Genomic DNA, 24936 nt, shown 5'->3' with positions numbered 1-24936 from the left:
CCGCCCGGCGCGGGGCGCTCGGGGCGGTGCGCGACACCAAATTCCAGTGGGGGGGGCCCCCGACCTTCCGGTGGGGCCCCCACCCCTGTGCGATGCCCGCGTGTTCAGCCGGTTCAGCTTGGTTCCGCCGGTTCAGCCCGTGATGTGGACCGCCCGGCCGGGCGCGTACGCCGCGACGAGTTCCGCGACCCGGCCCACGTGGTCGTTCAGGAAGAAGTGGCCGCCAGACAGCACATGCAGCTCGAAGGGGCCCGTGCCCTCCTCCTCCCAGGCCCGCGCGCCCTCGACGGAGACCCTGGGGTCCCTGTCACCGGTCAGCGCGACGACCGGGCAGCGCAGCGGCGGCCCGGGAACGTGGGTGTGGGAGAAGAGCATCGCGTAGTCGGCGCGCAGCGGCGGCAGGGCGAGCCGCAGGATCTCCGGATCGGTCAGCAGCTCCTCGCCCGTGCCGGACAGCAGCCGCATCTCGCCGATCAGGTCGTCGTCGCTCGGCGGGTTGGGCAGCCGGGCGTGCCGCGGCAGCGCCGGGGCCTCGCTCCCGGAGACGAACAGGGCGGCGGGCGACCGTCCCTTCGCCGCCAGCCGCCGCGCCGTCTCGAACGCGAGGAGCGCGCCCATGCTGTGGCCGAACAGCACGAGGGGGCGGCCGTCGCCCGTGGGGAGCGAGGCCAGCACCGCGTCCACGACCTCGCCGAACCGCTCGGCGAACGGTTCGGCGATCCGGTCGTGCCGCCCCGGATACTGCACGACCAAGGTCTCCGCCACCCCCGCGAGCTCGGTCGACAGCGGGTAGTAGCCACTGGCCGAACCTCCCGCGTGCGGGAAGCACAGCACCTGGACCCCGGCTTCGGGGGCCGGGCTGAAGCACCGTATCCAGTCGTTCACAACTGTCCCTTCTCTCGTGCTCGGTCCGGTCCGCGACCGGCTCCTTGAGCGGACACGCACAGTGAGCGGGCCCGCTCCGGTGAACGGACCCGCTCCTGTGAACGGCTCATCTCATTGTGCGGCGGCAACCCAGCTCTCCAGCTGTTCGCGGGTGGTCGCCGGGTCCGCGACGAGAACGGCGAGTTCGTTGTCGCGGGGTTCCAGCGTGGTGAGGGCGGGGCAGCGGTGGCAGGCCTCCACACCGGTCTGGTTCCACCACTTGCAGTGCGGGCGGAGGTGGCACCGCGGCACGGCGGCCGGTACGTTCCCGGCCGGCACGGTCGTGATCCGTTCGATCAGCCCGCAGGCCTCACCGACCCGGTTCGCGCAGTCCGACACGCAGTGCGAGGCGAACCGGAGCACCCTGTTGGGGGCGATCCCCTCCGGAATGGCTCCGAGTACGTCGACGGCCGGTACGGGCTCCGCCAGGTACACGACCTGGCCGTCGTCCCCGGACCGCACGCCGAGGACGACGGACTCCGGACGGCTCACATCGCCGCTCGGACACCATCTCAGAGGAGTCTCCTGCCCGTCCCGGGCAAGGTCCGCAGTGCTGTCCACGGTGCTCACCTCCTCTTCGTCAGCAGGAACTCGCGACAGATGTGTTGAGTACTATTCCGCCGATGACCCCGTCGGTGACGGCGCCGCTCTGCTGCTCGGCGGCGACCGCCTTGGCGATGCTCTGTGCGAGCTGCTCCTGTCCGGTGATCCGGTCCGGACGCTCGGCGGCGTCGGCGGTACCGCTCACCGTGACGAGACCGGCGACGAGAGCCGCGGCAGCGGCAGCCGTACGAATGCTGTTGTTCATGCCTGTCCTCCAAGACGTCGGATATGGCTTACAGGAGTTGACGGTAAGTTCCCCATCCCACCGCGATCGGCAGTTAGGGCGGCATCTTCGGCCACCCGGTTCCGACGGGACACTGCCCCGGCAGCTCCCCGAATCAGACGCGTCGACCCAAGTCCACCCGTACGGGTCGGGCGGGGCCGGGCCGGGCTCGCGGGATCCGGCACGCGGCCCCGTCCGATCTGGTACAAACCTGGGTAACTCATTAACTGGAGGGCCCTGTTGAGCACTTCACCGGTGAACCCCGCCGCCGACCTCCCGCACCGCATGGACCCGGCGGGCGGCTGTCCGCACGCGGCCAACGCCCGGCTGCTGGCCCGGGGCCCCGTCGCCCCGGTGACTCTCCCCGGCGAGGTGGCGGGAATGGCCGTGCTGGGCCACGACGCGCTCAGGGAGTTCCTCTCGCACCCCGATGTCGCCAAGGACGCCCGGCACTTCGCGGCGCTCAGGTCCGGTGAGATCGACGACGGCTGGCCGCTGCGGACCTTCGCCACCGTGCAGGGGATGACCACCGCCGACGGAGCCGATCACCGGCGACTGCGCTCACTGATGAGCAAGGCGTTCACCGCGCGCCGCGTCGAAGAACTACGTCCGCGCACGGAGGCGTTGACGGCCTCGCTGCTGGACGGTCTCGAATCGGCGGCCGCTAACGGCGGCGGTGTCGTCGATCTGCGTGCGCGCTTCGCGCTGCCGTTGCCGATGGGCGTCATCTGCGAACTGCTGGGCGTGGACGCCGCGCTCCACGACCGGCTGCACGAGCTGTCCAACCGGATCGTCGCCACGGACATCGGTCCGCGGGAGGCGAGGGCGGCCAACCGGGAGATGGTGGAGCTGCTGAGCGCGGTGGCCGCCGCCAGGACGGAGAGTCCGGGGGACGATCTCACCAGCGCCCTGATCGCGGCCCGCGAGGACGGCGGCGACCGGCTCGGTCCGCACGAGCTGATCGGCACCCTGATGCTCACGATCATCGCGGGCCACGAGACGACGCTCAATCTGATCACCAACGCCGTACGGGCCCTGTGCGCCCACCGCGACCAGCTCGACCTGGTGCGCTCCGGCGGCGCGAGCTGGGCGGACGTGGTCGAGGAGACGCTGCGCTGGGACAGCCCGGTCAGCTACTTCCCGTTCCGCTACCCGACCCGCGACCTCGACATCGGCGGCACCGTGATCCCCAAGGGCACCCCGGTGCTCGCCGGATACTCCGCCGCCGGCCGCGACCCGTCGGCCCACGGCCCCGATGCCGGACGCTTCGACATCACCCGCGACAGCGGGGTCCGGCACCTCTCGCTGGGCCATGGCGCGCACTACTGCATGGGCGCCCAACTGGCCCGGATGGAGGGCGTCACGGCACTTGAGCGGCTCTTCGCGCGCTTCCCCCGCCTCGATCTGGCCGTGCCCGAGTCCGAACTGCCCCGGCACGCGTCGTTCGTCGGCAACAGCGTGCGGCGGCTGCCCGTACGGCTGCGCGGCTGAGGAGGCCGGTGGCTCCGGCGGATTCCGACCTGTCATGGTGTCGCCATGACTCCCCCCGCCGACGCCCCGGCCCCCGCACCCGCGTCTCCACCTGCCGGCGCCACAGCCGATGCCCTCGCCACCGCTGCCGAGCGGTTCCCGCTCCAGTTCGCCCGCACCCGGCGCTTCTCGCTCGGGGTGCCCCGGCAGTTCACCGTCTCCCCGGACGGCGAGCGGGTGCTTTTCGTACGCGGCACCTCGGGCACCGACCCGGTGAGCCGCCTCTGGCTCTACGAGAACGGCGCGGAGCGGATACTCGCGGACCCCGTCGGGCCCGGCCTCGCGGACGGGCCGTCGGGCGAGGTGCCGGCGGAGGAGCTGGCGCGGCGGGAGCGGGCCGGGGAGACCTCCTCCGGGGTGGTCTCCTACGCGACGGACAAGGCCGTACAGCTGGTGGCCTTCGCGCTGCGGGGCACGCTCTGGACGGTGCGCTGCGACGGCGGGGAGCCGCGCCGGATCCGCACGCCGGGACCGGTGGTGGACCCGCGCCCCTCGCCCGACGGTTCCCTGGTCGCGTACGTGTCGGACGGCGCGCTGCACGTCGTCCGGGCCGACGGGACGGGCTCCCGGACGCTCGCCGGTCCGGACGGCGAGCAGGTGACGTACGGGTTGTCGGACTACGTGTCGCAGGAGTCGATCGGGCGCTCGCGCGGCTACTGGTGGTCGCCGCGCGGCGATGCGCTGCTGGTGGCGCGGGTGGACACGGCGGGGGTCCGGCGCCGGTACATCAGTGATCCGGCGGATCCGGAGCGGCCGCCGCGCGCGGTGCCGTATCCGGCGGCGGGCACACCGAACGCGAAGGTGTCGCTGCATCTGGTCCGGGTGTCGGGGGAACGGACCGATGTCCGGCTGCCGTCGGCCGCCGGCCCGGACCACCCCGAGGGCACCTGGACCGACCGGGCCTTCGAGTACGTCGTGTCGGCGGGCTGGGACAGCCGTGGGCCGCTGGTCTCGGTGCAGACGCGTGACCAGCGGTCCGTCCACGTCCTGGAGGTGGACGAGCACACGGGCGGCACCCGGGCCGTGCACATGACCCACGATCCCGCCTGGGTGTCGCTGCGGCGGGGCACTCCGCTACGTCTCGCCTCAGGCGCGCTCACCGTCGCCGCCCGGCCGGGCGGCGACAGCCAGGGGCTGGACATCGGTGGTACCCGGACGCCGGCGGGCCTTGAGGTCCACGAAGTGGTGGGCGAGGCGGACGGGCTGGTGTACTTCACCGCCTGCGAGGAGCCGACCGAGACCCACGTCTGGTCGTACGCGCCCGACTCGTCCGAGGCGGGTTTCGTGCGGGTCAGCGGCGCACCCGGTGTGCACACGGCGTCGGTCGGCGGGCCGACGGTCGTACTGGACAGCAGGACCCCGGACGGCCACACCGTGACGGTGCTGCGGTCCGGCGTTCCGGCGGGCCGGATCGCGGTACTGGCGGAGGAACCGCTCGTCACCCCTCGGCCGCTGACGCTGAGCCTCGGGGAGCGGGAGCTGCGGAGCAGGCTGTACCTGCCGTCGTGGCACCGCCCGGGCGACGCTCCGCTGCCGGTGCTGCTCAGCCCCTACGCGGGGCACGGCATGCAGGTGGTGCTGAAGGTGCGTACCTGGTGGGTCGCGGTCGCCCAGTGGTTCGCGGAGCAGGGCTTCGCGGTCCTGGTGACCGACGGGCGGGGTACGCCGGGGCGTGGCGAGGACTGGGAGAAGGCGGTGCACGGGGACCGTCTCACCGCCGTGCTGCGGGACCAGATCGACGCGTTGCACGCGGCGGCCGCGCTCCACCCGGAGCTGGACCTGACCCGGGTGGCGATGCGCGGCTGGTCGTTCAGCGGCTATCTGGCGGCGGCCGCGGTGCTGCGTCATCCGGAGGTCTTCCACGCCGCGGTCGCCGGTGCCGCGTCGGTCGACCGGCGGCTCTACGACACCCATTGGGAGGAACGGTTCCTGGGCCACCCGGAGGTGTTTCCCGAGCGCTACTCCCGCAATTCCCTCCTGGACGAGGCCGGTGCCCTGGTCCGGCCGCTCATGCTGGTGCACGGTCTTGCCGATGACAATGTGGCCGTGGCTCACACGCTGCGGTTCTCCGCAGCGCTGCTGGCCGCCGGCCGGCCGCATACGGTGCTGCCGCTGTCGGGCGCCGGCCATCTGGTCAGGCAGGAGCGCACAGCGAGCGGTCTGTTGCTGCTGGAGCGGGATTTCCTGAGGAAGTCCCTGGGGCTTTGACCACGGGGTGCCCGCCGGACGCGCCCGTGGACGGAGCTCCGGAGCCGAGTACACCGTGGAAGGGACAGCAAGTATGAGCGCATCGCAGGACCACGAGGCCCGTCCGGGACGCCGCGGCGTCGTCACGGCGGCCGGTGCCGTCTCCGTGGCCGCCGTACTCACCGCGTGCGGCGGACCGAAGGAGGCGTCCGCCGGTTCCGGTGCCGTGAAGCAGAGCGGCGAGAGCGGGGCCGGCGGCGGGGGTTCCGTCCTCGCGAAGACCACGGACATCCCGGAGGGCGGCGGCAAGATCTTCACGGAGCAGGGAGTGGTGGTGACGCAGCCCGCGGCCGGTGAGTTCAAGGCGTTCTCGTCCAAGTGCACGCACATGGGCTGTGCGGTGTCGAGCGTCGCGGACGGCACCATCAACTGCCCATGCCACGGCAGCAAGTTCGACGTGGCTACGGGCGATGTGAAAGCGGGCCCCGCCACCGAGCCGCTGCCGGCCGCCCCGATCAGCGTGCAGGGCGACTCGATCAGCCTCGCTTCGTAGGGCCCCGGCCCAGCCAGCAGCCGAGCACGTCGTCCGTGGTGGCGACGGTGGCGACCAGGGCAAGGGTGTTGCGGATCATCGCGGGGGTGTATTCGGCGGGCACCCCCGCGATGGCGTCGGACGGCACCACCGCCGTGTAGCCGAGGTTCACGGCGTCGAACACGGCGTTAGGGATGGCCACGTTGGCCGACACCCCGGTGACGACGAGCGTGCGGCAGCCGAGGTTGCGCAGCAGCGCGTCCACGTCCGTGCCGGCGATGGGCGAGAGCCCGTGGAGTCTGCGGACGACGAGATCCTCGTCCGCCACCTCGATCGGCTCGGCTATCCGTACCGCCGTGGTTCCGGAGTGCTGCTGCACGGGCAGCCGCCCGGCGGCGCGGAAGAGCCGGGCGTTGTGGTTGGCGCCGCGGCCGTCCGGGCGGCGTTCGGCCACGGCGTGCAGCACCTGGACACCGCTCTCGTGAGCCGCGGCGACCAGCCTGGCCACGTTGTGCAGCGCCCCCGACGACCTTGCCTCCTTGGCGAGTTCGGGCAGTGCGCTGTCGGTCCCCACCACACCCTGCTGGCACTCCACCGTCAGCAGGACGGTGGAGGCCGGATCGATCTGCTCCGCGAGCTGTTGCCTGGACGGCACGGGCTGCCCCTCTCGGTGAAGTCGCATCGGGTGAAGTCGCATCGGTGAAGTCGCTGAAGGAGCGGGCGCGCGAGGCTAACCGCCATTGCGCGATGAGGGAAGAGCCTCCATGATTTCTGACACATAGTCAGCTAACAGGAGGAGGCTCTCCATGGCCGTCACACAGCGACGGGGCCGCCGGATCATGATGACGGACGAGGAGCGCGACGCCTATCTCGCGCAGCAGCGCACCTGCCGGGTCGCCACCGTCGGCCCCGACGGACGCCCGCACGTCGGAGCGCTCTGGTTCTGCTGGGACGGCAGCTCGATGTGGCTGTACTCGATCACCCGGAGTCTGCGCTGGTCACAGCTCGGCCGGGACCCGAGGATCGCGGTGGTCGTCGATGACGGAGTGGAGTACGGGGAGCTGCGCGGCATCGAGCTCTCGGGCGACGCGGTGTTCGTCGGGGAGGCCCCGCGCACGGGCGATCCCTGCCCGGAACTCGCCGTCCCGGAGCAGCTGTTCGCCGCGAAGTACTTCGGCATGGAGGTGATGCCGCACGACGGCCGGCATGCGTGGCTGCGGCTCACACCGGAGGCCGTCACCTCCTGGGACTTCGGTAAACTCGTCGCCCTGCCCGGCATCTGACGGCGACGGGAGGGGCGTACGTCGTCGCCTCGGCCCTACTCCCCCTCCAACGGCTCGTTCAGGGCCCGGCCCGCCCCCCGCAATGCCGCGACCGCCGCCCTGATCGAGGGCCGCCGGTCCGCGTCCACCCGCCAGACGGCATGGACGTGACGCCGCATCCGCTGCCGTACGGGCACCAGCCGCACCCCGTCCGGCACCGGACCGCGCCCGAGCCTGGGCGCCACGCATACCCCCATTCCGGCGGCGATCAGGGCGAGTTGGGTGTGGTGCTCACCCGCGAGATGGGTGATGCGCGGCTCGATGCCCTTGGAGCGCAGGGTGAACATCAGCCACTCGTAACAGAACTCACCCTCGGGCCAGGAGACCCAGTCGTCGTCCGCGAACTCCTCCAGATCCACCTCCGCCCGGTCCGCCAGCCGGTGCCCGGCCGGCATCGCGATGTCCGGTACGTCGTCCAGCAGTTGAGCCGTGGCCAGACCACCCGGCACCGGCAGCCGCTTGTTGCTCCAGTCCAGCACCACCGCGAGGTCGACGTCCCCCCTGAACACCGCACGGATTCCGGCCTCGGGCTCCAGCTCGCTGGTACGCACCCGGAGTTCGGAGTGATCCGCGCGCAGGGCGAGCAGGGCGGACGGGAAGAGGCCGCGCGCCGCGGTGGGGAACGCTGCCAGCCGGATCTCACCGACCACCTCGCCCCGCTGCGCCTCGATGTCGGACTGGGCGAGCTCGACCTGGGAGAGAATCCGGGCCGAGTGATCGGCGAGCAGCTGCCCCGCGTCGGTGAGCCGGACCCCGCGGCCGTTCTTGGCGAGCAGCTGCTGCCCGACCTCGCGTTCCAGCTTGGCCAGCTGCTGAGAGACGGCCGACGTGGTGACGTGCAGACCCTCGGCGGCGGCACTGACAGAGCCGAGCCGGGCCAGGGCATCCAGGGTGCGGAGGCGCTCCAGGTTCAACATATAAGCGATGCTACGCGGATGGTCGCACAAACTCTCACTTGTGCTACGAGATCGCCTTCGTCATCGTGGACCGCATGAGCGCACCGCCTGCTTCTCCCCCGCCTCCCGCGTCTTCCGCAGCCCCCGCATCTCCCGCAGCGGCCCGGCCGGCTCTGGACTGGCGGCTGCGTTTCGCGGCGCTGTCGCTCATCTGGGGTTTCAGCTTCCTCCTGATCAAGGTCGGCACCGACGGGTACGCGCCGTTCCAGGTCACCCTCGGCCGACTGCTGTCGGGCACGGCGGTGCTGGTGGTGGCGATGACGGTGAAGCGGGAGCGGCTGCCACGCACGGCCCGCACCTGGGGCCATCTGGCCGTGGCCGCCTTCTTCCTCAACGCGCTGCCGTTCTCGCTCTTCGCGTACGCCGAGCTGACCATCCCCTCGACGCTGGCCGGAATCTGCAACGCGACCTCGCCCCTGTGGGGCATGGCGCTGTCCGTGGTCGCGCTCTCGGAGGACCGGCCCACCCGACGCCGGGTCGCCGGTCTCGGACTCGGCTTCCTCGGAGTGCTGACCGTACTGGGTGCCTGGCAGGGCTTCTCCGGACTGGACGTCACCGGTACCGCGATGGCTCTGCTGGCCTCCCTCAGCTATCCGGTCGGCTGGATCTACGTCCGCCGGACACTGGCGGGCAGCGGCTCCTCCGCGCTCGCACTGACGGGCAGCCAGCTCTTCCTCGGTACCGTGCAACTCGCTCTGGTCACCCCGTTGTTCACCTCCGCCCCGGCAGGGTTTCCGTTGCTTCCCACCCTGGCCGTGGTCGCTCTCGGGGCCCTCGGTACGGGACTCGCGGTACTCCTCCAGTACGGACTGGTCACCGAGGTCGGCCCGACGACCGCGCAGATGGTCACCTATTTCATCCCGGTGATCGCCACCGCCGCCGGAGTCACCGTGCTGGGCGAACAGCTGAACTGGAACACCCCGGTCGGCGCCCTCGTGGTCCTGGCGGGGGCCGCTCTGACCCAGAGCAGACCCCGGCCCACCAGGCACGCCGCCCCAGCCTGCGAAGCGCCCGCGACCGGCTGCGGAGACCGGTCAGCCCCAGGTGAGCGGGTCGAGATGGAGGTAGAAGCGCAGCCGGTCGTGGTCGAGCGCGATGCCGTACCTCGCGGCGAAGGCCGTGTCGGCAGCCCGAGCCCGCTCCTCGTCCGTCCAGGTTTCCCGCGCGTTGGCGAGCAGCAGTGCCAGGTCGGCATAGCGGTCGGCCAGTCCGAGGCGGCCCAGGTCGATGAAGCCTGACACCTCCATGGTCCGCGGATCGAGGATGATGTTGGGCAGGCACAGGTCCCCGTGACACACGACCGTGTCGGCGGCTTCCTGCTCCCGTCGCCGGGAGACCTGCCGGGTGAGGCGGGCCAGCAGGTCAGGGGCGGGCGTCCGCTGCTGTTCGACGGGGAGGAACTCGGGGCTGACGGCGTCACGGGCCACGACGTCGCGCGCCAAGGCGACCATGTCGTCCAGATTCCGGCGGAACGGGCACTGGGACACGGGCAGATCGTGCAGCCGGCGCACCGCGTCCGCAATGTGTTCCCAGGCGGCCCACAGATCCTCGGCAGGCACCTGGTCAGCGGGTACACCGGGGACAGCACGCGTCACCAGACAGGCGCCGTCGTCACCGGACCGCCAGTCGAGCACCCGGGGGCCTGGTACACCCTGGCCACTCAGCCACGCCACCCGGTCGCGCTCGGCCTCCAGATCAGCCACCTCCGCGGCGGGCACACACTTGGCGTACCGAGTGGCGTCCGCGCTGCGGAAGACGGTTGCTCCCGACTCGCCCGCGGTGACAGGCGACCAGCCAGAACCATCCACGCCGAGCAGCACCGGCGAGGGGGTCCGAGTTCCGCGACGATCGCTCATGGCGGCCACTCTAGCCAGCCCGGCACAGCGGGCCGGGACCGCGGATCTCCACCCCCGGCGACGCGCCCGAGCCTCCGGCCGGCCGGGGCACTCACGCTGTTCCACGTCCGGGCCGGTGCCCCCTCTCCCCCTCCCCGCCAAAGCGCCGGCTCAGGGCTGGCTCAGCCGTAGCTCAGCGGCCGGGCGGGCCCCGCCGCTGCCGCCACCGCGTCCGCCAGCGGGCCGATGTCCGCGTCGACGAGCGGGGACACGGTGATCCGGATCCCCTGCGGCGCGGACAGCCGGAACCGGGCTCCGGGCGCCACCGCCCAGCCCGTGTGCAGGAGCCGCGCCACGGCCCCGGTCTCGTCGCTCACCGGGACCCACACGTTCATCCCGCTCCGGCCGTGCGCCGCGACGCCCCGCGCCTCCAGTGCCCGTACCAGCGCGTCCCGGCGCAGCGCGTACGACCGGGCCACCTCGCGCGGATCCACGGCGCCCGAGGTCCACAGGTGCACCATCGCCCGCTGCAGCAGTTTGCTGACCCAGCCGGGCCCCAGCCGCTGCCGCCCCGACACCCGGTCGGCCGTGACCGCGTCGCCCGTCAGCACGGCGACCCGCAGATCCGGCCCGTACGCCTTGGCCACCGAACGGACCACCGCCCAGCGGTCGGTGGCGCCCGTCAGGGTGTGCAGCGGCAGATCGACGATCGCGTGCCCGTGGTCGTCCTCGATCAGCAGCACGCCCCGGTGCCCCGCGAGCACCGCGCGCAGTTCGGCCGCGCGCCCGGCTCCGATCGCGGCTCCGGTCGGATTCTGCGCCCGGCCGGTGACGACGACCGCACGGGCGCCCGCTCGCAGCGCCGCTTCGAGGGCGTCCGGCAGCGGCCCGTCGTCGTCGAGCGCCACCGGAACGGGGCGCATTCCCAGCGCGGGCACGAGATCCAGCAGACTGCCCCAGCCCGGATCCTCGACGGCCACCGCGTCGCCCGGTCTGAGATGGGCGGTCAGCACCCGCTCGATCGCGTCGAGCGATCCCGAGGTGGCGACCACCGGCCCGGCCGGGACGCCGTCGGCGTCGAACGCGCCTCGCGCGAGCGCGGCGAACTCCGCGTCCACGGGCGCCTGCGCGTACATCCCGGGCGACTGCGCGTAAGCCTCTGTGACCGCCGCGAACGCCTCGCCCAGGGCGGGCAGCAGCGCCGGATCGGGATCCCCCGTGCCCAGGTCCCGTACGCCCGGCGGCGCCTCGACCCGCAGCGACCCCCGCGCGGTGCTCGCGGGGCGCGGCCGGACCCGGCTCCCTCTGCGCCCCGCCGTCTCGATCACCCCGCGCTCACGCAAGGTGCGGTAGGCGGCCGCCACCGTATTGGGATTCACCTCCAGCAGCGTCGCCAACTCCCGCATGGGTGGCAGCACTTGGCCGGGAGCCAGCTCCCCCGAGCCGACTGCCCGCTCCACGCTGGCGGCAATTTCCGATGCCCGCCGTCCGGTGATCCGATACTCTCCTAGCACAAAGAACAGTATGCACTAGTGCAATGGAGTACGCAATGCCGGACACCCAACCACCGCAGACCACGGGCCCGGACGCCGCAGCCGCTTACGAACCGACCGGGCGCACGATCCCGACCCGCTCCCGCGAACGGGCCGGGTACGACCGCGAGCAGATCCACTCGATACTCGACGAGGCCTGTGTCTGTCACCTCGGCTTCGTACGCGACGGCGCCCCCGTCGTCCTTCCGACGCTCTTCGGCCGGATCGGTGAGCGGCTCTACGTGCACGGCTCCACCGGCTCCCGCCCGCTGCGGACGGCCGGCGGGAGCTCCGAAGGACTCGCCGTGTGTCTGACGGTGACGCACGTCGACGGGCTGGTGCTGGCCCGCTCCGCCTTCCACCACTCCATCAACTACCGCTCGGTGGTGGTCCACGGGACCGCGCACGCGGTGACGGACCCCGAGGAGCGGCGCACCGCGCTCGACGCGATCGTGGAGCAGGTCGTTCCGGGGCGCTCACGGGACTCACGTCCGGCCAACGAGAAGGAGCTGGCGGCCACCGCCGTGCTCCGGCTGGATCTGCGGGAGGTGTCCGCCAAGGTCCGCACCGGCGGCCCGAACGACGAACCCGAAGACCTCGCACTGCCCCACTGGACCGGTGTCGTCCCGCTCACACACGGATTCGCGGCCCCAGTCCCCGCGGCCGACCTCGATCCCGCCATCGCGGTTCCGGATTACCTCAAGGCGCTCTGAACCGCACCGGGGAGGGCGGGCCGGCCCGTCATGTGGGACCGGCCCGCCCTCCGTCGGTCATACGTGGGCAGCCGCCGCCTCCCGGCGGGTGTTCGCGGCGCCCCGCATCTCGGTCACCGCCAGCCCGGCCACGGCGATGAGCAGCAGCAGGGTCCCGGTGACCGTGGCCGCGGTGAGCTCCTCACGGAGCACGACGACGGCGATGAACGCCGCGCTCACCGGTTCGAGGAGCATGATCACCGAGACGGTGGCGGCGCGCACCACCGCGGCCCCCTCGAAGTAGAGCGCGTAGGCGAGTGCGGTCGGGATGGCGGCGACGTACACCATCAGGGCCACCACCTGTACCGGGTGCGCGGTCGTCGGCATGATTCCCTCACCGGCCGCCATCGGCAGCAGCAGTACCGCCGCGATGGCGAACGCCCAGGCGCTGGTCGCCAGCGCGTCGCCCCCGCCACCGTCCCGGCCGAGCCAACGGGTCAGCAGGGTGATCGACGCGTAACCGGCCGCGGAGAGCAGGGCCAGCGCGATACCGGCGGGCCGCACCGTACCGGCGTCGCCGCCGAGCACCAGTACGGCGAGCCCGGTCAGCGCGCCCGCCACCGCGGCGATCCCGCCGCCGCCCAGCCGCTCCCCCATGGTGATCCGGGCGCCGACGGCGATGAGGACCGGGCCCGCCCCGAGTGTGACGACGGTCCCGACCGCGAGGCCGGTGACCTGGACCGCGGCGAAGTAGGCCGTCTGGAAGACGGTGAGCCCCACACCGGTACCGACGGTCCGCAGCAGCCGCCGCCGACGGGGCTCGGCAGCGGCCGCCGCCCGCGCGGGCCGCAGCCCCAGCGCGGCGAGCAGGAGTACGAGGCCGCCCGCGCACCGCCAGAACGACAGCGCGAGGGGTCCGAGATCACTGGCCCCGAAGATCAGCGAGGCGGCGGCACCGGCCGTGCCCCAGGCCACTCCGGCGATGATCAAATAGCACAGGCTCCGCCCGGTGGACAGGCCGGAAGCAGGATTCGACACGTGACTTCTCCAAGGAAGACGGGAAAGTGGTCGCTCGGCCGCGCACGCGGGCAGCGACGAACCGCTCGGGGACTGCCCGAGCCCGGTCTTCGTCAGAGGTGGCCGCCCGCGCTAAGCGGCGGGAGGCGGAAGTACGGTGAGACGCATGATCGTCACCCTACGAGGCGGCACGACCGGCGGACAACTCCCCCTCGGCGCCGGCGAGCTCACCGCCCGGCCCTGAAGCGACGGGCCCCGAGGGCGCCTTCGGTGTCGAGGACTGCGCGATGAAGGCACCGAAAAGCACCAGGAATCCGCCGATGAGCTGCGGCGCCGCCAGATGCTCCCCGAGCAGAACCCAGGCGAGCACGGTCGCGATGACCGCTTCCAGACAGGCGACGACGCCCGCGACGGCCGGGGACAGCATCCGCACCGAGATGACTCCGGTGACGTACGCGATGACGGTGGCGAGCAGCACGATCCAGACGAGCAGCGCCCAGGCGGGCACATCCGTGCCATTCATGGTGGTGCTCCCGCCGAGCCGGGACCAGTCCATGCCCCAGGGCCGGGCCACCACGGTGAGGACCGCGGTACCGATCAGCAGCCCGTAGGCGATGACCCCGACCGGGTGCGGAGTCCCGGCACCCGCCGCCTGCTCGCCGCTGCCCTGGTCGGAGAGGACGAAGTAACCGACCTGGCAGCAGGCCGCGCCGAGCGCGAGCAGCAGGCCGACGATGTCGAAGGTCAGCCCGGACCACACCTCGACCACGCACGCCAGACCGCCCACGGCCAGGACCACGCCCACCGCGGCCGCCCTGGTCACCGGGCGGTGCTGGACGAAGCGCACCCAGCCCAGGACGAGCGCCGGGGCGAGGTATTCGACCAGCAGCGCCACCCCGACCGGGATGCGGGAGATCGCCATGAAGTAGCAGGCCTGGACGCCCGCGACGGCGAGCAGCCCGAAGCCCAGCAGCAGCACGGGCCGGCTGCGCACCAGTGCGCGGTGGCGCCAGGCCACCGGCAGCATGACGAGCGCGGCGCCCGCCACCCGGAGCCACACCACATGGAGCGGGTCGATCCCCGCCTCGATCAGCGGCTTGGCCGCCACTCCGGAACCACCGAACGCGAAGGCCGAGGCGAGGGCGAGTCCCAGGCCGGCGCTTCTACCCTGAGACGCGTGCATCGGCACATCATGACAGCTGCCGTCAGGAGCGTCACCCCGGTGACACCTGACGCGGCTGACACCCCGCCGTCACCGCCTCCCCCGCCTACGAGAGCAGACGGACATGGACGCGGCGCTGTTCACGCAGCGCTTCGGCGCCGAGCGCGGGGCCACCGGTCCGGCCCGGCAATCACTCGTGGCCGGAGGTGTCGACGATCCGGTCCGCGAGCAGCCCCGCGTCCACGCCCGCCCGCTCCAGCACCTCGACGGCCCGGCACCGCGGGTCAGCGGCGAGCGCGGCGAGCAGATCGAGCCCGCAGGCCCGTTCCCGGCCCAGGAGCCGGGCGCGACGATGGGCGTCCTCCATCGCGGACCCGGCGGCCGGCGACCAGCCCTCGGCCACCGCGTTCGGCGCGGCCGGGACGACCGGGATGGCACCGGAGTCCTCGATCGCACCCTGCCAGCGGAGCCCGTAGCCGATACTGCGCTGGACGAGATAGCCGAGCACCCTGGCCAGCTGCGGGCCGCCGTCGAAGGCGGTGCGGACCGCGGGGTCGGATTCGATCAGGGAGTGCAGCAGATGAGCCGTGTCGATCTGCTGATCGCCGTCACGGAGGGCTCGCCTGCGCGCACCCGTGACCACGGCGGCCAGCTCGTCGGTGAGCTCGGCGTCGGCCTCGGCACGGTGGTTCGGTGCGGGTTGCTGAGGAATCCGCGGTGTCCGGTTCTGCACTCTCCTACCTCATCAGCCCTGACGGACCGGATCGTCCCCGGAGAGGCCCATTGACGCATCCCACCCGAGTTGGGCACAGAAGCGCGACTCCTCCTCCTTACGGATGAGATCGCGCCGTTCTGGAATCCAATGCCGGGAATCGGCGCGCGCCGCCTTGCCCTGCGCTCCCGGAGCAACCGGAAACGTCTCCGTGCACGTCCCACAGCCCGGAGCACTGTTGCGGCGACGGGAGGGGTGCCGGAGGTGAGCTGGCTGGTCGCCCTGCCCGCACTGGACGGACGTGACTACGTCTACCGGGTCCACGCGCCCCGCGACGCGCTGCCCGCCGACCTGTTCTGGGCGGCGTTCCACTGCCACGACGACGGTCCGCACCCGCGCGCCTCGGACAGCTTCGACTCGGCGCGGATCTGGCGGACCGGAACGGAACCCCGGATCTGACGGTTCATCAGTATTGAGTATTGAAGCCCCTGCGGCTACGTTCCGCGACACCGTAACCCGCCGAGAAGGGGTGGTCGCATGGCCGAAGTCAGTGCAGAGGCGCGCATCGAGGCACCGGCCGAGAAGGTCTGGGCCCAGCTGACCGACTTCAGCACGTACGGGGAGTGGAACGCCACCCACACCAGCTTCCCCAAGGGCGGACCCGCCACGCTGGAGCTCGCCGGCACCTATGAGGAGAACATGAAGCTCATGGGGTTCCCGGCCGAGGTGACGTGGACGATCGCCGAACTGGATGACGGCCGCCTGCTGACGACCACCGGAAAGGGCCCCATGGGTGTCAACCTGAAGATGCGCTACGCGCTGACACCGGACGGGGACGCCACAACAGTCCGCATCGACGGCGAGTTCACGGGGGCGGCGGTCTCCCTGATGGCCGGCAAACTCAAGGACTCGGCCACTGCCGCCCTCATCGAGTCGCTGCGCAAACTGGACGGACTGATCGTCGTCTGAAACCGACGGACGGCCGGACCGGCGGACCGGCCGCACACGCCGGCCGTTCGCACACCGGCGTCGAAAAGGCCCCGCAGGACATTCCGCGGGGCCTTTTCGACGTACAGCTCATCAGCCTTCGCACCACCGGCTCAGTGCTCGTCGGCGAGGATCAGGTAGAGCTTCTTGCGGGCGTCGTTGATGACCGTGAGCGCCTTCTCGCGCTGATCCGCGGAGCCGGTCTTCCAGACCTGGCCGAACGCCTCCATCAGACCGAATCCGGCCTGCCGGATCTCGTTGACGCCTTCCCAGTCGACGCCGCGACCGGCCTCTTCCCAGGGCGCCTCGGGGCCCGACTCCGCCTCGGTGCGGCCGGTGTCGGTCAGCGTGAACAGCTTCTTGCCGCCCTCGCTGGCGCTGACGATCAGGCCCTCGTCCTCCAGGAGCTGGAGGGTCGGGTAGACCGAGCCGGGACTGGGCCGCCAGGCCCCGCCGCTGCGCTCGCCGATCTCCTGAATCATCTCGTAGCCGTGCATCGGCCGGTCCTTCAGCAGGGCCAGGATCGACGCGCGTACGTCACCGCGGCGTGCCCTTCCCCGGCCACCGCCCCGGCCGCGCCCACCCCCGAAGGGGCCACCGCCGAACGGTCCGCCGCCGAAAGGCGGTCCGAACTGCCCGAAGGCCGCCCGGCGCCCTTCGAAGTCACCCCGTCCGCGCTCGCCGTGTCCACCGGGGCCGTGCCCATGCCCATGCCCGTGCCCATGTCCGTGTTCATATCCATGTGATCGCATGACTGTTCTCCTTCTATCGTTGATCGGTCGCGATGCTTCAACGATATATCGGAACCGGTCGCCTGGCAAACCCCCTTCCGGGCTACGCTCGTCGGCATGCTGAATCGTGTTCCGTTCAATGAGGCGCTGCACTCCACCGTGGGCACGCCCGAGCTGGCCGAACTCCTGGACAGCAGTCCGCGGTCACGGGTGTGGCGGGTGCGGCTGACCGACGGGCGGCTGGTGATCGTCAAGCAGATCACCGACGGAGGGGACGCGGGCGCCGACGCGGACACGCGCTTCGCGCGGGAGGTCGCCGGGCTGCGCCTGGCGGGGCGGGCCTCCGGTCCCGCCGTGGCCCCCGTGGTGCTCGCCACGGACCTGCCCTCGCGGGTGATGGTCCTGGAGCACCTGGACGACCTCGGCAGGACGGACGACTGGATGCCGGGGTACGCCGAGTCGCTCGCCCGGCTGCACGCCCTGACCGGACCCGCCGACGCGGGCGCACTACCGGTCTCGTCGGGGCCCACGGCCACCGACGCGGAGTCCTTCCTCACGCTGGCCAGGGCGCTCGACGTGCCCGTACCGCCCACGGTTCCCGATGAACTCGCCGGTCTCCTGGAACGGCTGGACCCCACCCCGCACCATGCGCTGCTGCACGGCGACCCCTGCCCCGGCAATGATCTGCGCACCGCCGACGGCGTCCGCTTCGTCGACTTCGAGCGGGCCTCGCTCGGCAACGGCCTGGTCGAACTCGCCTACTTCCGCATCGGCTTCCCCACCTGCTGGTGTGCCATGTCGGTCACCGCGGCCCCGCTCACGGAGGTCGAGGACGTCTACCGGACCACCTGGCGCGGCCTCACCGGGAAGGACGTGCCGGGCGACCTCGCCGACGCGTGCGCGGGCTGGCTGATCCAGGGCGACGCGCTCGTCGAGCGGGCCCATCGCGGGACCGCTGACCAGCTCGCCCGGGTGCCCGCGGAGGACTTCGAGTGGGGCTACGTCTCCGCCCGTGAGCGGCTCGTCCACCGCCTCGACGTGGTCGCCGGCATGACCCGCGACCACGATCACCTGCACGCCGTCGGCCGCCTCAGCTCCGACCTGGCCGGGCGCCTGCTCGAACGCTGGCCGAAGCTGCGTCCGCTGCCCACGCATGACGCCCGCCCTTGGTACTAGGGCATGTTCCTTCGGCCGGATCCGCACGCCTTGCGGTTGGCGGTGTCGTGAGTGTTCCGGACGGTTTCGCCCGGAACACTCACGACACCGGAGCGGCAGCAACCGGCCTACCTGGCGAGTTCGGCCGGTTCGTCCAGTCGCGTCAGCTTCCGCGGGTTTCTCACCAGGTAGACCCGGGTGATCCGCCCGTTCTCCACCACCAGACTCACCGCTGTGGCCGGCTCGCCCTCGATCTCGATCCGGCCCGCGGGGGCGCCGTTGAGCCACACGGCCGTCGTCGTGAGCACGGCCGCGTCCACCTGGTTGGCGCGCCCGAGCACCTTCGCCACCAGCTCGACCCCGTGGATCGGCGCCAGAGCGGCGGCCGCCAGCCCGCCGCCGTCGGCGATCAGGACCACGTCCGGCGCCATGACCTCGACCAGCTCCTGCAACTGCCCGGTGCGCAGTGCCCGCAGGAACCGCTCCACCACGGCCTGCTGCTCCGACGGGCTCACCTGGACCCGCGGACGTCTGGCCGCCACATGCTCGCGTGCTCGCCGCGCGATCTGCCGCACCGTGGCCGCGGACTTCCCGATGGCCCCGGCGATCTCGCCGTACGGCAGCTCGAAGACCTCGCGGAGCACGAACACCGCCCGCTCCGTCGGCCCCAGCGTTTCGAGGACGGTGAGCATCGCGATCGAGACGCTCTCCGCCAGCTCCACGTCCTCGGCGACATCAGGGCTGGTCAGCAACGGTTCCGGCAGCCACTCGCCGACATAGTCCTCGCGGCTGCGCGCCAACGTCCGCAGCCGGTTGAGCGACTGCCGTGTGACGGTCCTGACGAGGTACGCCCGCGCGTCGTTCACCCGCGACCGGTCGACCTCGGCCCACCGCAGCCAGGACTCCTGCAGCACGTCCTCCGCGTCGGCCGCCGAACCGAGCATCTCGTAGGCGACCGTGAACAGCAGACTGCGATGGGCGACGAACGGGTCCTCGGTCATGACGTCGACGCTGCGTCGGACGTCTCAGGACGCGCGGCCAGCGGGATCCCGCAGGCTTCGGAGTAGCCCTGTGAGGTGATCCCATGTGCCGTGTTGCACCTGGCCGCCAGATTGGCGAAGCCGATGAACACGGTGATCTCGACCAGCGCCGCCGGGCCGAGCCGGCCGAGCAGACTCGCCGACAGCTCATCGGTGACGGTCGGCGGCGTGTTCGTCATGGCCTCGGCGTACTCCATCACCTCCCGCTCCAGCGGCGTGAACACCTCCGACTCCCGCCAGCGCGGCACCTGGCTCGCCTTGGTCAGGTCCAGGTTCTGGTTCAGTGCCGCGAAGTAGTTGATGTCGAGGCACCAACTGCAGCCGATCTGCGCCGCGACGGTCATGTGAGCGAACGTCTTGAGGCTCTCGTCGGCCGCGTCCCAGGTGGCCACCTGGGCCGAGAACGCCAGGTTGGCCTCGGCGAGCTTGGGGTTGTTCCACAGCACCTCGTTGGGCTCGGGCACGGAACCGAGCTGCTTGATCAGGTTCTCACGGAGCTCGGCGGGGAGCTCGGCCTTCGGAACGCGCAGTGCCATCGTGTTCTCCTCTGAGGTTTTCCTGCTTTGGCATGAAGACACCGCCGGGCCCGCGGATGTGACACCCGCCCGGAGGCGGGACAGATCAGTCCGCCGATCCGGAATTGGCCTTGGCCTACGGATTCGCGGCGCGCCTACGGTCGCGGCATGAGGATTCGAATCGTCGACGCGTTCACCGACCGCCCCTTCACCGGCAATCCCGCAGGCGTCCTGCTGCTCGGCCCGGAAGGCTTCCCCGATGACAGCCGGCTCCAGCAGATCGCGGCGGAGCTGAATCTGTCCGAGACCGCGTTCGCGCACCCGCTGCCGCCGGGCGGCGCCGCGGACTGGGCGCTGCGCTGGTTCACCCCGGCCACCGAGGTCGACATGTGCGGCCACGCCACCCTCGCCACCGCCCACGTCCTGCACACCACGGCCGTCGCGAGCGGCACCGTGCGCTTCACCGCCCGGTGCGGCATCCTCACCTCGACCGCCCGGCCGGACGGCTCGCTCACGCTCGACTTCCCCACCGCGCCGCTGACCCCGGAGCCCACGCCGGACTGGCTGGCCGCCGCACTGGGCGCGGAGCCCGTATCCGTACACGACACGGGCCCGCACACCGGCGACCTGCTCGTGGAACTGGCCGACGAGGCGGCCGTACGGGGACTGACCCCGGAATTCGCGGCGCTGACCGCCCACTCGCGGCGCGGCGTCATCGCCACGGCCGCGGCCACCGGGTCCGGCTACGACTTCGTCTCCCGCGGCTTCTTCCCCGCCGTGGGCATCGAGGAGGACCCCGTGACGGGCAGCGCCCACACCGCCCTGGCGCCGTTCTGGTCGGCCCGGCTCGGCCGCGACGACCTGACAGGCCTCCAGGCGTCCGCCCGGTCCGGTCTCGTCCGCACCACGCTGCGGGGCGACCGGACCCTGCTGACCGGCGACGCCGTCACGGTCCTGGACGGAGAACTGCTCGTCGCCCCGTAGCGGGCAGGATCCCCGCCTCCGGCCGCTCACGGCGTGGGCAGCCAGCCCACCTTCCCGGCGAGCAGCGCGTATCCGACGAACGCCCCGATGTCGAGCAGGGCGTGCGCGGCCACCAGCGGCCCCACCCGCTGCCAACGGCGGTACAGCAGCACGAAGACGACGCCCATCACCATGTTCCCGATGAACCCGCCGATCCCCTGATAGAGGTGGTACGAGCCCCGCAGCACCGAACTGGCCAGCAGGGCGGCCATCGGGGTCCAGCCCAACTGCCCCAGCCGGCGCAGCAGGTATCCGACGACGATCACTTCCTCCAGTACGGAGTTCTGGACCGCAGAAAGGATCAGTACCGGGAACTTCCACCACACGTCGGGCAGCGACTCGGGGACGACCGTGAGGTTGAATCCGGCGGCCCGCGCCACCAGATAGAAGGCCAGCCCGGCGCTGCCGATGCCCGCCGCCACCAGCGCGCCGCGCCCCAGATCCGGTCCCGGCCTGGTCCGGTCGAAACCGATCGCCCGCAGGCCCGTCCCCTCGCGGAGCAGGAGATGGGCGACCAGCGCGACGGGCACCAGCGCGGTCGCGATACCGAAGAGCTGCCAGGCGAGATCGAGCCAGGGACGGCCGGGTGCGGCGGAGCTGTTGAGCGTCGCCGCCTGGTCCTTCAAACCCCCTGGTTTCGTCAGCGATCCGACAAAACTGATCAGGGCAGACACCCCGCTGGCTCCCAGTGAGAGCGCCAGCACCAGCACCGTCTCGGACCGCAAGATCCGTCGTGACACGGCCTCCTGAGGATAAGAATCAGCCACGCGCCCCGCCTCCACCTGTACACCTGCCTTCAGTTGTGCATTCACGTCCCATGCCGCTCCCCGCCCCGCTAGGGTCTCGAATACAGGTACGAAGATCATGCGCGACAGGCCGGGGGACAAGCACCATTGCCGATGGTGTGGTCCCCCTTTTCCTTGTTCATCCTCAAGGAGGGGCACCACCGACATGGGACGTCACAGCTTGCCCGACGACTACACGACGGACGGAAGCGGGGACCGTGCACCGAACCGCCGTCGTACCGTAGCCATCGCCACCGCCCTCGTTCTCGCCGTGGCGGCGGGAACGGCGGTAGCGGCCCAGGGGGGCTTGCTGTCGTTCTCGAAGTCCTGCGAGGACTCCGCGGTGCACCTGTCCATGGTGGCCTCGCCCGATATCGCGCCCGCCGTGCGCGCGGTGGCCGACAAGGCCCGCAAGGACGATCTGAGATCCGACGGCCACTGTCTCGACGTCGAGGTGCTGGCCCGTGACTCGTACAAGGTCGCCGACGCGCTCGCCGCCGGCACCGGCAAGCCCGACTACCAGATGTGGCTGCCGGATTCCGACCTCTGGCTGAGCCGGGCGAAGGGGACCGGCGACGCCGTTCCCGTCACCCCGGGCGACTCCGTGGCCTCCTCCCCGGTGGCCCTGGCCATGGTGCCCTCCGCCGCCAAGACCCTCGGCTGGCCGGAGAAGAAGTACACCTGGGCCGAGCTGATGGCCACGGCCATGGAGTCCGACAAGGTGCGGCTGGGCTCGGCCGACCCGGCGCGCAGCGCCACCGGGCTGCTGGCGCTCACCAGCATCGGCGCGTCCTCCGACAAACAGGGCGGCGACAGCGACACCAGGGTCGCGGCCACCGCCAAGCTCCTCGCCCAGCGGATGTCGGACGGCGACACCCAGGTGCTCGGGACCCTGGCCGGCGACGACTCGGGCGCCGAGGAGGGCAACCCCGCCCGCAACCAGGCGGTGCTGCTGTCCGAGCAGGCCGCGTTCACCCACAACGCCGAGTCGACCGGGGCCGGGAAGCTCAACCTGTTCTACCCGAAGGACGGCACCCCGCTGCTCGACTATCCCTTCGCGCTGGTCAACGAGGACCAGCTCAGCACGGACAAGAGCCGGGCGGCGCTGCGGTTCATGACCCTGCTGTCCGAGGAGAGCGCGCAGCGCACACTGGAGGAACACGGGTTCCGGACGGTCGACGGGACGGCGGGCGACACACTGGTTGCCTCCGCGGGCGGCAGGTCGCCGCAGCCGTACGCCACCTCACCCGCCACGGCGCCTTCCGACGAGACGCTTCAGGAAACCCTCGGGATGTGGACGATCACCGTCCAGAGCGCGCGGCTCACCACCGTCGTCGATGCCTCGGGATCGATGGCCACGATCGTGCCGGGCCGCAACCAGTCCCGGATGGACGTCACCAAGGCCTCCCTGATCGAGGCCCTCAACCAGTTCACCCCGAACGACGAGATCGGCCTCTGGGAGTTCGCCACCCGGCTCGACGGCGACAAGGACTACCGCCGGCTGGTGGCGACCGGCCGGCTCGGGGAGAAGACGAAGGACGGCGGCACCCACCGTGCGAAGCTCACGGACGCCTTCTCCGCCCTGCATCCCGTGCCTGACGGGGCGACGGGGCTGTACGACACCACGCTGGCCGCCTACAAGGAGGCGCAGCGCACCTATGTGAAGGGCAAGTTCAACGCCGTCGTGATCCTCACCGACGGCTCGAACCAGGATGACCATTCCATCTCGCGCAGCGCCCTGATCGCGGAGCTCACCCGGATCGCCGACCCCGAGCGACCGGTGCCGCTGCTCGCCATCGCGGTCGGCCCCGACGCCGACCGCGAAGAGGTGAACGAGATAGCCAAGGTGACCGGCGGCGGTGGTTACCAGGTCAACGACCCGGCCGAGATCCAGGCAGTGATCCTTCAGGCGGTCATGACCGCCGGGCAGAGCGGCCGCGCCGCCCAGGAATAACCACCGGCCGCTCATGTTCCCGCGATGCCCACCGGCCAGCTGTGCACAGGCTCCCCGGCCTGCATCAGTTCGACGTACCGCCGGGTCATGGCGGCGAGCGCGTCGTCCCGCCCCAGTCCGGACTCGCGCGCCCGGTGGTAGGTGTCCGCCTGCCAGGAGGCGCCGTTGGTCCGCCGTTTGCAGCGCTCCTCGATGATCCCGAGGTAGTGGTCGCGGTCGGCGGGTTCGATGTTCCACGCGTCGAGCCCGGCGGCCGCCAGCGGCAGCAGTTCGTCCCGTACGAGCTTGGCGGCCGGGACCCGGGTCAGCCCGCCGGCGCGGCCGGGCCGGGGCCAGAGCAGCTCGGCGTCGATGCCCCGGCGGCAGGCGGTGTCGAAGTTCTCGGCGGCGGCGGCGAACGGCATCCTCGTCCACACCGGGCGGGCCTCCTCCGCCAGGGCCCGCACGAGCCCGTAGTAGAGCGCGGCGTTGGCGATCACGTCCGCGACGGTCGGCCCGGCGGGCAGCACCCGGTTCTCCACCCGGAGGTGGGGAACACCGTCGGCCAGCCCGTACACCGGCCGGTTCCAGCGGTAGACCGTGCCGTTGTGGAGCACGAGTTCCTGGAGCCGGGGCACCCCGCCCTCGTCGAGGACCCGCAGCGGCTCCTCCTCGTCGCAGATGGGCAGGAGCGGGGGGAAGTAGCGCACGTTCTCCTCGAAGAGCTCGTACGCCGAATCCGTCCACCGCTCCCCGAACCAGGTCCTGGGACGCACCCCCTGGTTCTGCAGTTCGGGCGGCCTGGTGTCCGTGGCCTGCTGGAAGAGCGGCGGACGCGACTCCCGCCACAGCTCCCGTCCGAACAGGAAGGGCGAATTGGCTCCCAGGGCCACCTGGACCGCGGCAACGGCCTGGGCCGCGTTCCAGACGTCGGAGAACCGTTCCGGGGTCACCTGCAGATGGAGCTGGACCGAGGTGCAGGCCGCCTCCGGCGCGATCGAGCCGGAGGTGCAGACCAGGCGCTCCACACCTTCGATATCGAGGGAGAAATCCTCGCCGCGCGCCGCCACCATTTGGTCGTTCAGCAGCGCGTAGCGGTCCACGTCGGACAGGTTCCCGCGGACCATGTCCGCACTGCCGACGGTGGGCAGGATTCCGATCATCATGATCCCGGCATCGACCTCGCCGGCCTTCCGGTCGGCATATCCGAGGCCGGTCCGCAGCTCTTCGGCCAGCTGATCGAGAACGCGGCCGTCCAGCCGGTGGGGAACAATGTTCACTTCCAGATTGAACATCCCGAGTTCCGTCTGGAAATCCCGGCTCGCGATGCGCTCAAGAACCTGTCCATTCAACATCTTCGGCATGCCGTCGGAACCCGCCAGGTTCAGCTCGATCTCCATGCCCATGAGGTTGCGCGGCCGGTCGAATCTCCGCTCCGCCAGTAGCCTCTCCAGCCCCTCAAGGCACTGGTGGAGCTTCCGTCGGTACCTCTGCCGATCGGACAGGTCAAAGGCTCCCGCCACGACCTTCTCCCCCATCG

The 24936-nt window shown here is 71.5% G+C and carries 25 protein-coding genes and 1 pseudogene; 11 read left to right on the top strand and 15 right to left on the bottom strand.

What is annotated here, in order from left to right:
* Positions 1-132: 132 nt before the first annotated feature.
* The 3 genes from ACFVQ0_RS23040 to ACFVQ0_RS23030 all read right to left on the bottom strand — a co-directional run bounded on the left by ACFVQ0_RS23040 (position 133) and on the right by ACFVQ0_RS23030 (position 1732).
* Complete coding sequence (locus ACFVQ0_RS23040) at positions 133-885, bottom strand: thioesterase II family protein (RefSeq protein ID WP_390090847.1); 753 nt, start codon at positions 883-885, stop codon at positions 133-135.
* Positions 886-996: 111 nt separating this feature from the next.
* Positions 997-1416, bottom strand: coding sequence for a hypothetical protein (locus ACFVQ0_RS23035; protein WP_390090845.1), 420 nt, complete (start codon positions 1414-1416; stop codon positions 997-999).
* An 88-nt stretch (positions 1417-1504) separates the two neighbouring features.
* Positions 1505-1732 (bottom strand): hypothetical protein, encoded by a 228-nt coding sequence (locus tag ACFVQ0_RS23030; RefSeq protein WP_390090843.1) that lies wholly within the window; start codon positions 1730-1732, stop codon positions 1505-1507.
* A 303-nt stretch (positions 1733-2035) separates the two neighbouring features.
* Between ACFVQ0_RS23030 and ACFVQ0_RS23025 the strand changes: the two genes are divergently transcribed.
* From ACFVQ0_RS23025 to ACFVQ0_RS23015, 3 genes are all read left to right on the top strand, one after another.
* Positions 2036-3241 (top strand): cytochrome P450, encoded by a 1206-nt coding sequence (locus ACFVQ0_RS23025; RefSeq protein WP_390091354.1) that lies wholly within the window; start codon positions 2036-2038, stop codon positions 3239-3241.
* A 45-nt stretch (positions 3242-3286) separates the two neighbouring features.
* Complete coding sequence (locus ACFVQ0_RS23020; protein ID WP_390090841.1) at positions 3287-5488, top strand: prolyl oligopeptidase family serine peptidase; 2202 nt, start codon at positions 3287-3289, stop codon at positions 5486-5488.
* Positions 5489-5561: 73 nt separating this feature from the next.
* Complete coding sequence (locus ACFVQ0_RS23015) at positions 5562-6020, top strand: Rieske (2Fe-2S) protein (protein ID WP_390090839.1); 459 nt, start codon at positions 5562-5564, stop codon at positions 6018-6020.
* On the opposite strand, the gene ACFVQ0_RS23010 is transcribed toward ACFVQ0_RS23015, so the two are convergent.
* Positions 6004-6681, bottom strand: a complete 678-nt coding sequence (locus ACFVQ0_RS23010) for a cysteine hydrolase (RefSeq protein ID WP_390090837.1) — start codon at positions 6679-6681, stop codon at positions 6004-6006. The genes ACFVQ0_RS23015 and ACFVQ0_RS23010 overlap by 17 nt on opposite strands.
* 124 nt (positions 6682-6805) lie before the next feature.
* On the opposite strand from ACFVQ0_RS23010, the gene ACFVQ0_RS23005 reads away from it, so the two are divergent.
* Positions 6806-7282, top strand: a complete 477-nt coding sequence (locus ACFVQ0_RS23005; protein WP_390090835.1) for a pyridoxamine 5'-phosphate oxidase family protein — start codon at positions 6806-6808, stop codon at positions 7280-7282.
* Between the two features lie 35 nt (positions 7283-7317).
* On the opposite strand, the gene ACFVQ0_RS23000 is transcribed toward ACFVQ0_RS23005, so the two are convergent.
* On the bottom strand, positions 7318-8238 hold the full coding sequence (locus ACFVQ0_RS23000) for a LysR family transcriptional regulator (protein WP_390090833.1): 921 nt from the start codon (positions 8236-8238) through the stop codon (positions 7318-7320).
* 74 nt (positions 8239-8312) lie between these two features.
* On the opposite strand from ACFVQ0_RS23000, the pseudogene ACFVQ0_RS22995 reads away from it, so the two are divergent.
* Positions 8313-9317: pseudogene (locus ACFVQ0_RS22995) on the top strand (DMT family transporter); the annotation flags it as partial.
* On the opposite strand, the gene ACFVQ0_RS22990 reads toward ACFVQ0_RS22995, so the two are convergent.
* On the bottom strand, positions 9312-10133 hold the full coding sequence (locus ACFVQ0_RS22990; RefSeq protein WP_390090831.1) for an APH(3'') family aminoglycoside O-phosphotransferase: 822 nt from the start codon (positions 10131-10133) through the stop codon (positions 9312-9314). The pseudogene ACFVQ0_RS22995 and the gene ACFVQ0_RS22990 sit on opposite strands and share 6 nt — an antisense overlap.
* 161 nt (positions 10134-10294) lie before the next feature.
* Positions 10295-11626 (bottom strand): aminotransferase class I/II-fold pyridoxal phosphate-dependent enzyme, encoded by a 1332-nt coding sequence (locus ACFVQ0_RS22985; RefSeq protein ID WP_390090829.1) that lies wholly within the window; start codon positions 11624-11626, stop codon positions 10295-10297.
* A gap of 35 nt (positions 11627-11661) precedes the next feature.
* Between ACFVQ0_RS22985 and ACFVQ0_RS22980 the strand changes: the two genes are divergently transcribed.
* Positions 11662-12357: a pyridoxamine 5'-phosphate oxidase family protein gene (locus ACFVQ0_RS22980; RefSeq protein WP_390090827.1), complete on the top strand. Its 696-nt coding sequence runs from the start codon at positions 11662-11664 to the stop codon at positions 12355-12357.
* A 57-nt stretch (positions 12358-12414) separates the two neighbouring features.
* Here ACFVQ0_RS22980 and ACFVQ0_RS22975 read toward each other — a convergent pair whose 3' ends face one another.
* From ACFVQ0_RS22975 to ACFVQ0_RS22965, 3 genes are all read right to left on the bottom strand, one after another.
* Positions 12415-13374, bottom strand: a complete 960-nt coding sequence (locus ACFVQ0_RS22975) for a DMT family transporter (RefSeq protein WP_390090825.1) — start codon at positions 13372-13374, stop codon at positions 12415-12417.
* Positions 13375-13531: 157 nt separating this feature from the next.
* Positions 13532-14536: a DMT family transporter gene (locus ACFVQ0_RS22970; protein ID WP_390090823.1), complete on the bottom strand. Its 1005-nt coding sequence runs from the start codon at positions 14534-14536 to the stop codon at positions 13532-13534.
* Between the two features lie 169 nt (positions 14537-14705).
* Positions 14706-15248 carry a Clp protease N-terminal domain-containing protein gene (locus tag ACFVQ0_RS22965; RefSeq protein ID WP_390090821.1) on the bottom strand — a complete coding sequence of 181 codons (543 nt, stop codon included), beginning with the start codon at positions 15246-15248 and terminating at the stop codon, positions 14706-14708.
* Positions 15249-15491: 243 nt separating this feature from the next.
* Here ACFVQ0_RS22965 and ACFVQ0_RS22960 point away from each other — a divergent pair, with 243 nt between their 5' ends.
* Positions 15492-15686 (top strand): hypothetical protein, encoded by a 195-nt coding sequence (locus ACFVQ0_RS22960; RefSeq protein WP_390090819.1) that lies wholly within the window; start codon positions 15492-15494, stop codon positions 15684-15686.
* Positions 15687-15764: 78 nt separating this feature from the next.
* Positions 15765-16196 carry an SRPBCC family protein gene (locus tag ACFVQ0_RS22955; RefSeq protein ID WP_390090817.1) on the top strand — a complete coding sequence of 144 codons (432 nt, stop codon included), beginning with the start codon at positions 15765-15767 and terminating at the stop codon, positions 16194-16196.
* A gap of 131 nt (positions 16197-16327) precedes the next feature.
* Here the strand turns inward: ACFVQ0_RS22955 and ACFVQ0_RS22950 are convergent, their stop codons facing one another.
* Positions 16328-16966: a PadR family transcriptional regulator gene (locus tag ACFVQ0_RS22950; protein WP_390090815.1), complete on the bottom strand. Its 639-nt coding sequence runs from the start codon at positions 16964-16966 to the stop codon at positions 16328-16330.
* 96 nt (positions 16967-17062) lie between these two features.
* Between ACFVQ0_RS22950 and ACFVQ0_RS22945 the strand changes: the two genes are divergently transcribed.
* The gene (locus ACFVQ0_RS22945; RefSeq protein WP_390090813.1) at positions 17063-18121 is read left to right on the top strand and encodes a phosphotransferase; all 1059 of its coding nucleotides are present in this window, start codon (positions 17063-17065) and stop codon (positions 18119-18121) included.
* A 107-nt stretch (positions 18122-18228) separates the two neighbouring features.
* Here the strand turns inward: ACFVQ0_RS22945 and ACFVQ0_RS22940 are convergent, their stop codons facing one another.
* Together ACFVQ0_RS22940 and ACFVQ0_RS22935 are read right to left on the bottom strand one after the other, a co-directional pair.
* Complete coding sequence (locus tag ACFVQ0_RS22940; protein WP_390090811.1) at positions 18229-19101, bottom strand: RNA polymerase sigma-70 factor; 873 nt, start codon at positions 19099-19101, stop codon at positions 18229-18231.
* Positions 19098-19676 (bottom strand): carboxymuconolactone decarboxylase family protein, encoded by a 579-nt coding sequence (locus tag ACFVQ0_RS22935; protein WP_390090809.1) that lies wholly within the window; start codon positions 19674-19676, stop codon positions 19098-19100. Before ACFVQ0_RS22935 ends, ACFVQ0_RS22940 begins: the two co-directional genes overlap by 4 nt.
* 147 nt (positions 19677-19823) lie before the next feature.
* Here ACFVQ0_RS22935 and ACFVQ0_RS22930 point away from each other — a divergent pair, with 147 nt between their 5' ends.
* Positions 19824-20639: a PhzF family phenazine biosynthesis protein gene (locus ACFVQ0_RS22930; RefSeq protein WP_390090808.1), complete on the top strand. Its 816-nt coding sequence runs from the start codon at positions 19824-19826 to the stop codon at positions 20637-20639.
* A 26-nt stretch (positions 20640-20665) separates the two neighbouring features.
* Here the strand turns inward: ACFVQ0_RS22930 and ACFVQ0_RS22925 are convergent, their stop codons facing one another.
* Positions 20666-21445, bottom strand: coding sequence for a CPBP family intramembrane glutamic endopeptidase (locus ACFVQ0_RS22925; protein WP_390090806.1), 780 nt, complete (start codon positions 21443-21445; stop codon positions 20666-20668).
* 184 nt (positions 21446-21629) lie between these two features.
* Here ACFVQ0_RS22925 and ACFVQ0_RS22920 point away from each other — a divergent pair, with 184 nt between their 5' ends.
* Complete coding sequence (locus ACFVQ0_RS22920) at positions 21630-23417, top strand: substrate-binding and VWA domain-containing protein (protein ID WP_390090804.1); 1788 nt, start codon at positions 21630-21632, stop codon at positions 23415-23417.
* An 11-nt stretch (positions 23418-23428) separates the two neighbouring features.
* Here the strand turns inward: ACFVQ0_RS22920 and ACFVQ0_RS22915 are convergent, their stop codons facing one another.
* The gene (locus tag ACFVQ0_RS22915) at positions 23429-24934 is read right to left on the bottom strand and encodes a glutamate-cysteine ligase family protein (protein ID WP_390090802.1); all 1506 of its coding nucleotides are present in this window, start codon (positions 24932-24934) and stop codon (positions 23429-23431) included.
* Positions 24935-24936 lie beyond the last annotated feature (2 nt).

Origin of the sequence: Streptomyces sp. NPDC057900 (assembly GCF_042887885.1) — a bacterium.
Taxonomy (GTDB): Bacteria; Actinomycetota; Actinomycetes; order Streptomycetales; family Streptomycetaceae; genus Streptomyces.
Note: the sequence above shows the minus strand (reverse complement) of the source record. Positions and strands in the feature narration are given on the sequence as shown.

Bases quoted from the DNA above. Each gene is read 5' to 3' on its own strand.
- ACFVQ0_RS23030 (WP_390090843.1), bottom strand. From the start codon at position 1,732: ATGAACAACAGCATTCGTACGGCTGCCGCTGCCGCGGCTCTCGTCGCC.
- ACFVQ0_RS23025 (WP_390091354.1), top strand. From the start codon at position 2,036: ATGGACCCGGCGGGCGGCTGTCCGCACGCGGCCAACGCCCGGCTGCTG.
- ACFVQ0_RS23020 (WP_390090841.1), top strand. From the start codon at position 3,287: ATGACTCCCCCCGCCGACGCCCCGGCCCCCGCACCCGCGTCTCCACCT.
- ACFVQ0_RS23015 (WP_390090839.1), top strand. From the start codon at position 5,562: ATGAGCGCATCGCAGGACCACGAGGCCCGTCCGGGACGCCGCGGCGTC.
- ACFVQ0_RS23010 (WP_390090837.1), bottom strand. From the start codon at position 6,681: ATGCGACTTCACCGAGAGGGGCAGCCCGTGCCGTCCAGGCAACAGCTC.
- ACFVQ0_RS23005 (WP_390090835.1), top strand. From the start codon at position 6,806: ATGGCCGTCACACAGCGACGGGGCCGCCGGATCATGATGACGGACGAG.
- ACFVQ0_RS23000 (WP_390090833.1), bottom strand. From the start codon at position 8,238: ATGTTGAACCTGGAGCGCCTCCGCACCCTGGATGCCCTGGCCCGGCTC.
- ACFVQ0_RS22990 (WP_390090831.1), bottom strand. From the start codon at position 10,133: ATGAGCGATCGTCGCGGAACTCGGACCCCCTCGCCGGTGCTGCTCGGC.
- ACFVQ0_RS22980 (WP_390090827.1), top strand. From the start codon at position 11,662: ATGCCGGACACCCAACCACCGCAGACCACGGGCCCGGACGCCGCAGCC.
- ACFVQ0_RS22970 (WP_390090823.1), bottom strand. From the start codon at position 14,536: ATGCACGCGTCTCAGGGTAGAAGCGCCGGCCTGGGACTCGCCCTCGCC.
- ACFVQ0_RS22955 (WP_390090817.1), top strand. From the start codon at position 15,765: ATGGCCGAAGTCAGTGCAGAGGCGCGCATCGAGGCACCGGCCGAGAAG.
- ACFVQ0_RS22950 (WP_390090815.1), bottom strand. From the start codon at position 16,966: ATGCGATCACATGGATATGAACACGGACATGGGCACGGGCATGGGCAT.
- ACFVQ0_RS22945 (WP_390090813.1), top strand. From the start codon at position 17,063: ATGCTGAATCGTGTTCCGTTCAATGAGGCGCTGCACTCCACCGTGGGC.
- ACFVQ0_RS22940 (WP_390090811.1), bottom strand. From the start codon at position 19,101: ATGACCGAGGACCCGTTCGTCGCCCATCGCAGTCTGCTGTTCACGGTC.
- ACFVQ0_RS22935 (WP_390090809.1), bottom strand. From the start codon at position 19,676: ATGGCACTGCGCGTTCCGAAGGCCGAGCTCCCCGCCGAGCTCCGTGAG.
- ACFVQ0_RS22930 (WP_390090808.1), top strand. From the start codon at position 19,824: ATGAGGATTCGAATCGTCGACGCGTTCACCGACCGCCCCTTCACCGGC.
- ACFVQ0_RS22920 (WP_390090804.1), top strand. From the start codon at position 21,630: ATGGGACGTCACAGCTTGCCCGACGACTACACGACGGACGGAAGCGGG.
- ACFVQ0_RS22915 (WP_390090802.1), bottom strand. From the start codon at position 24,934: ATGGGGGAGAAGGTCGTGGCGGGAGCCTTTGACCTGTCCGATCGGCAG.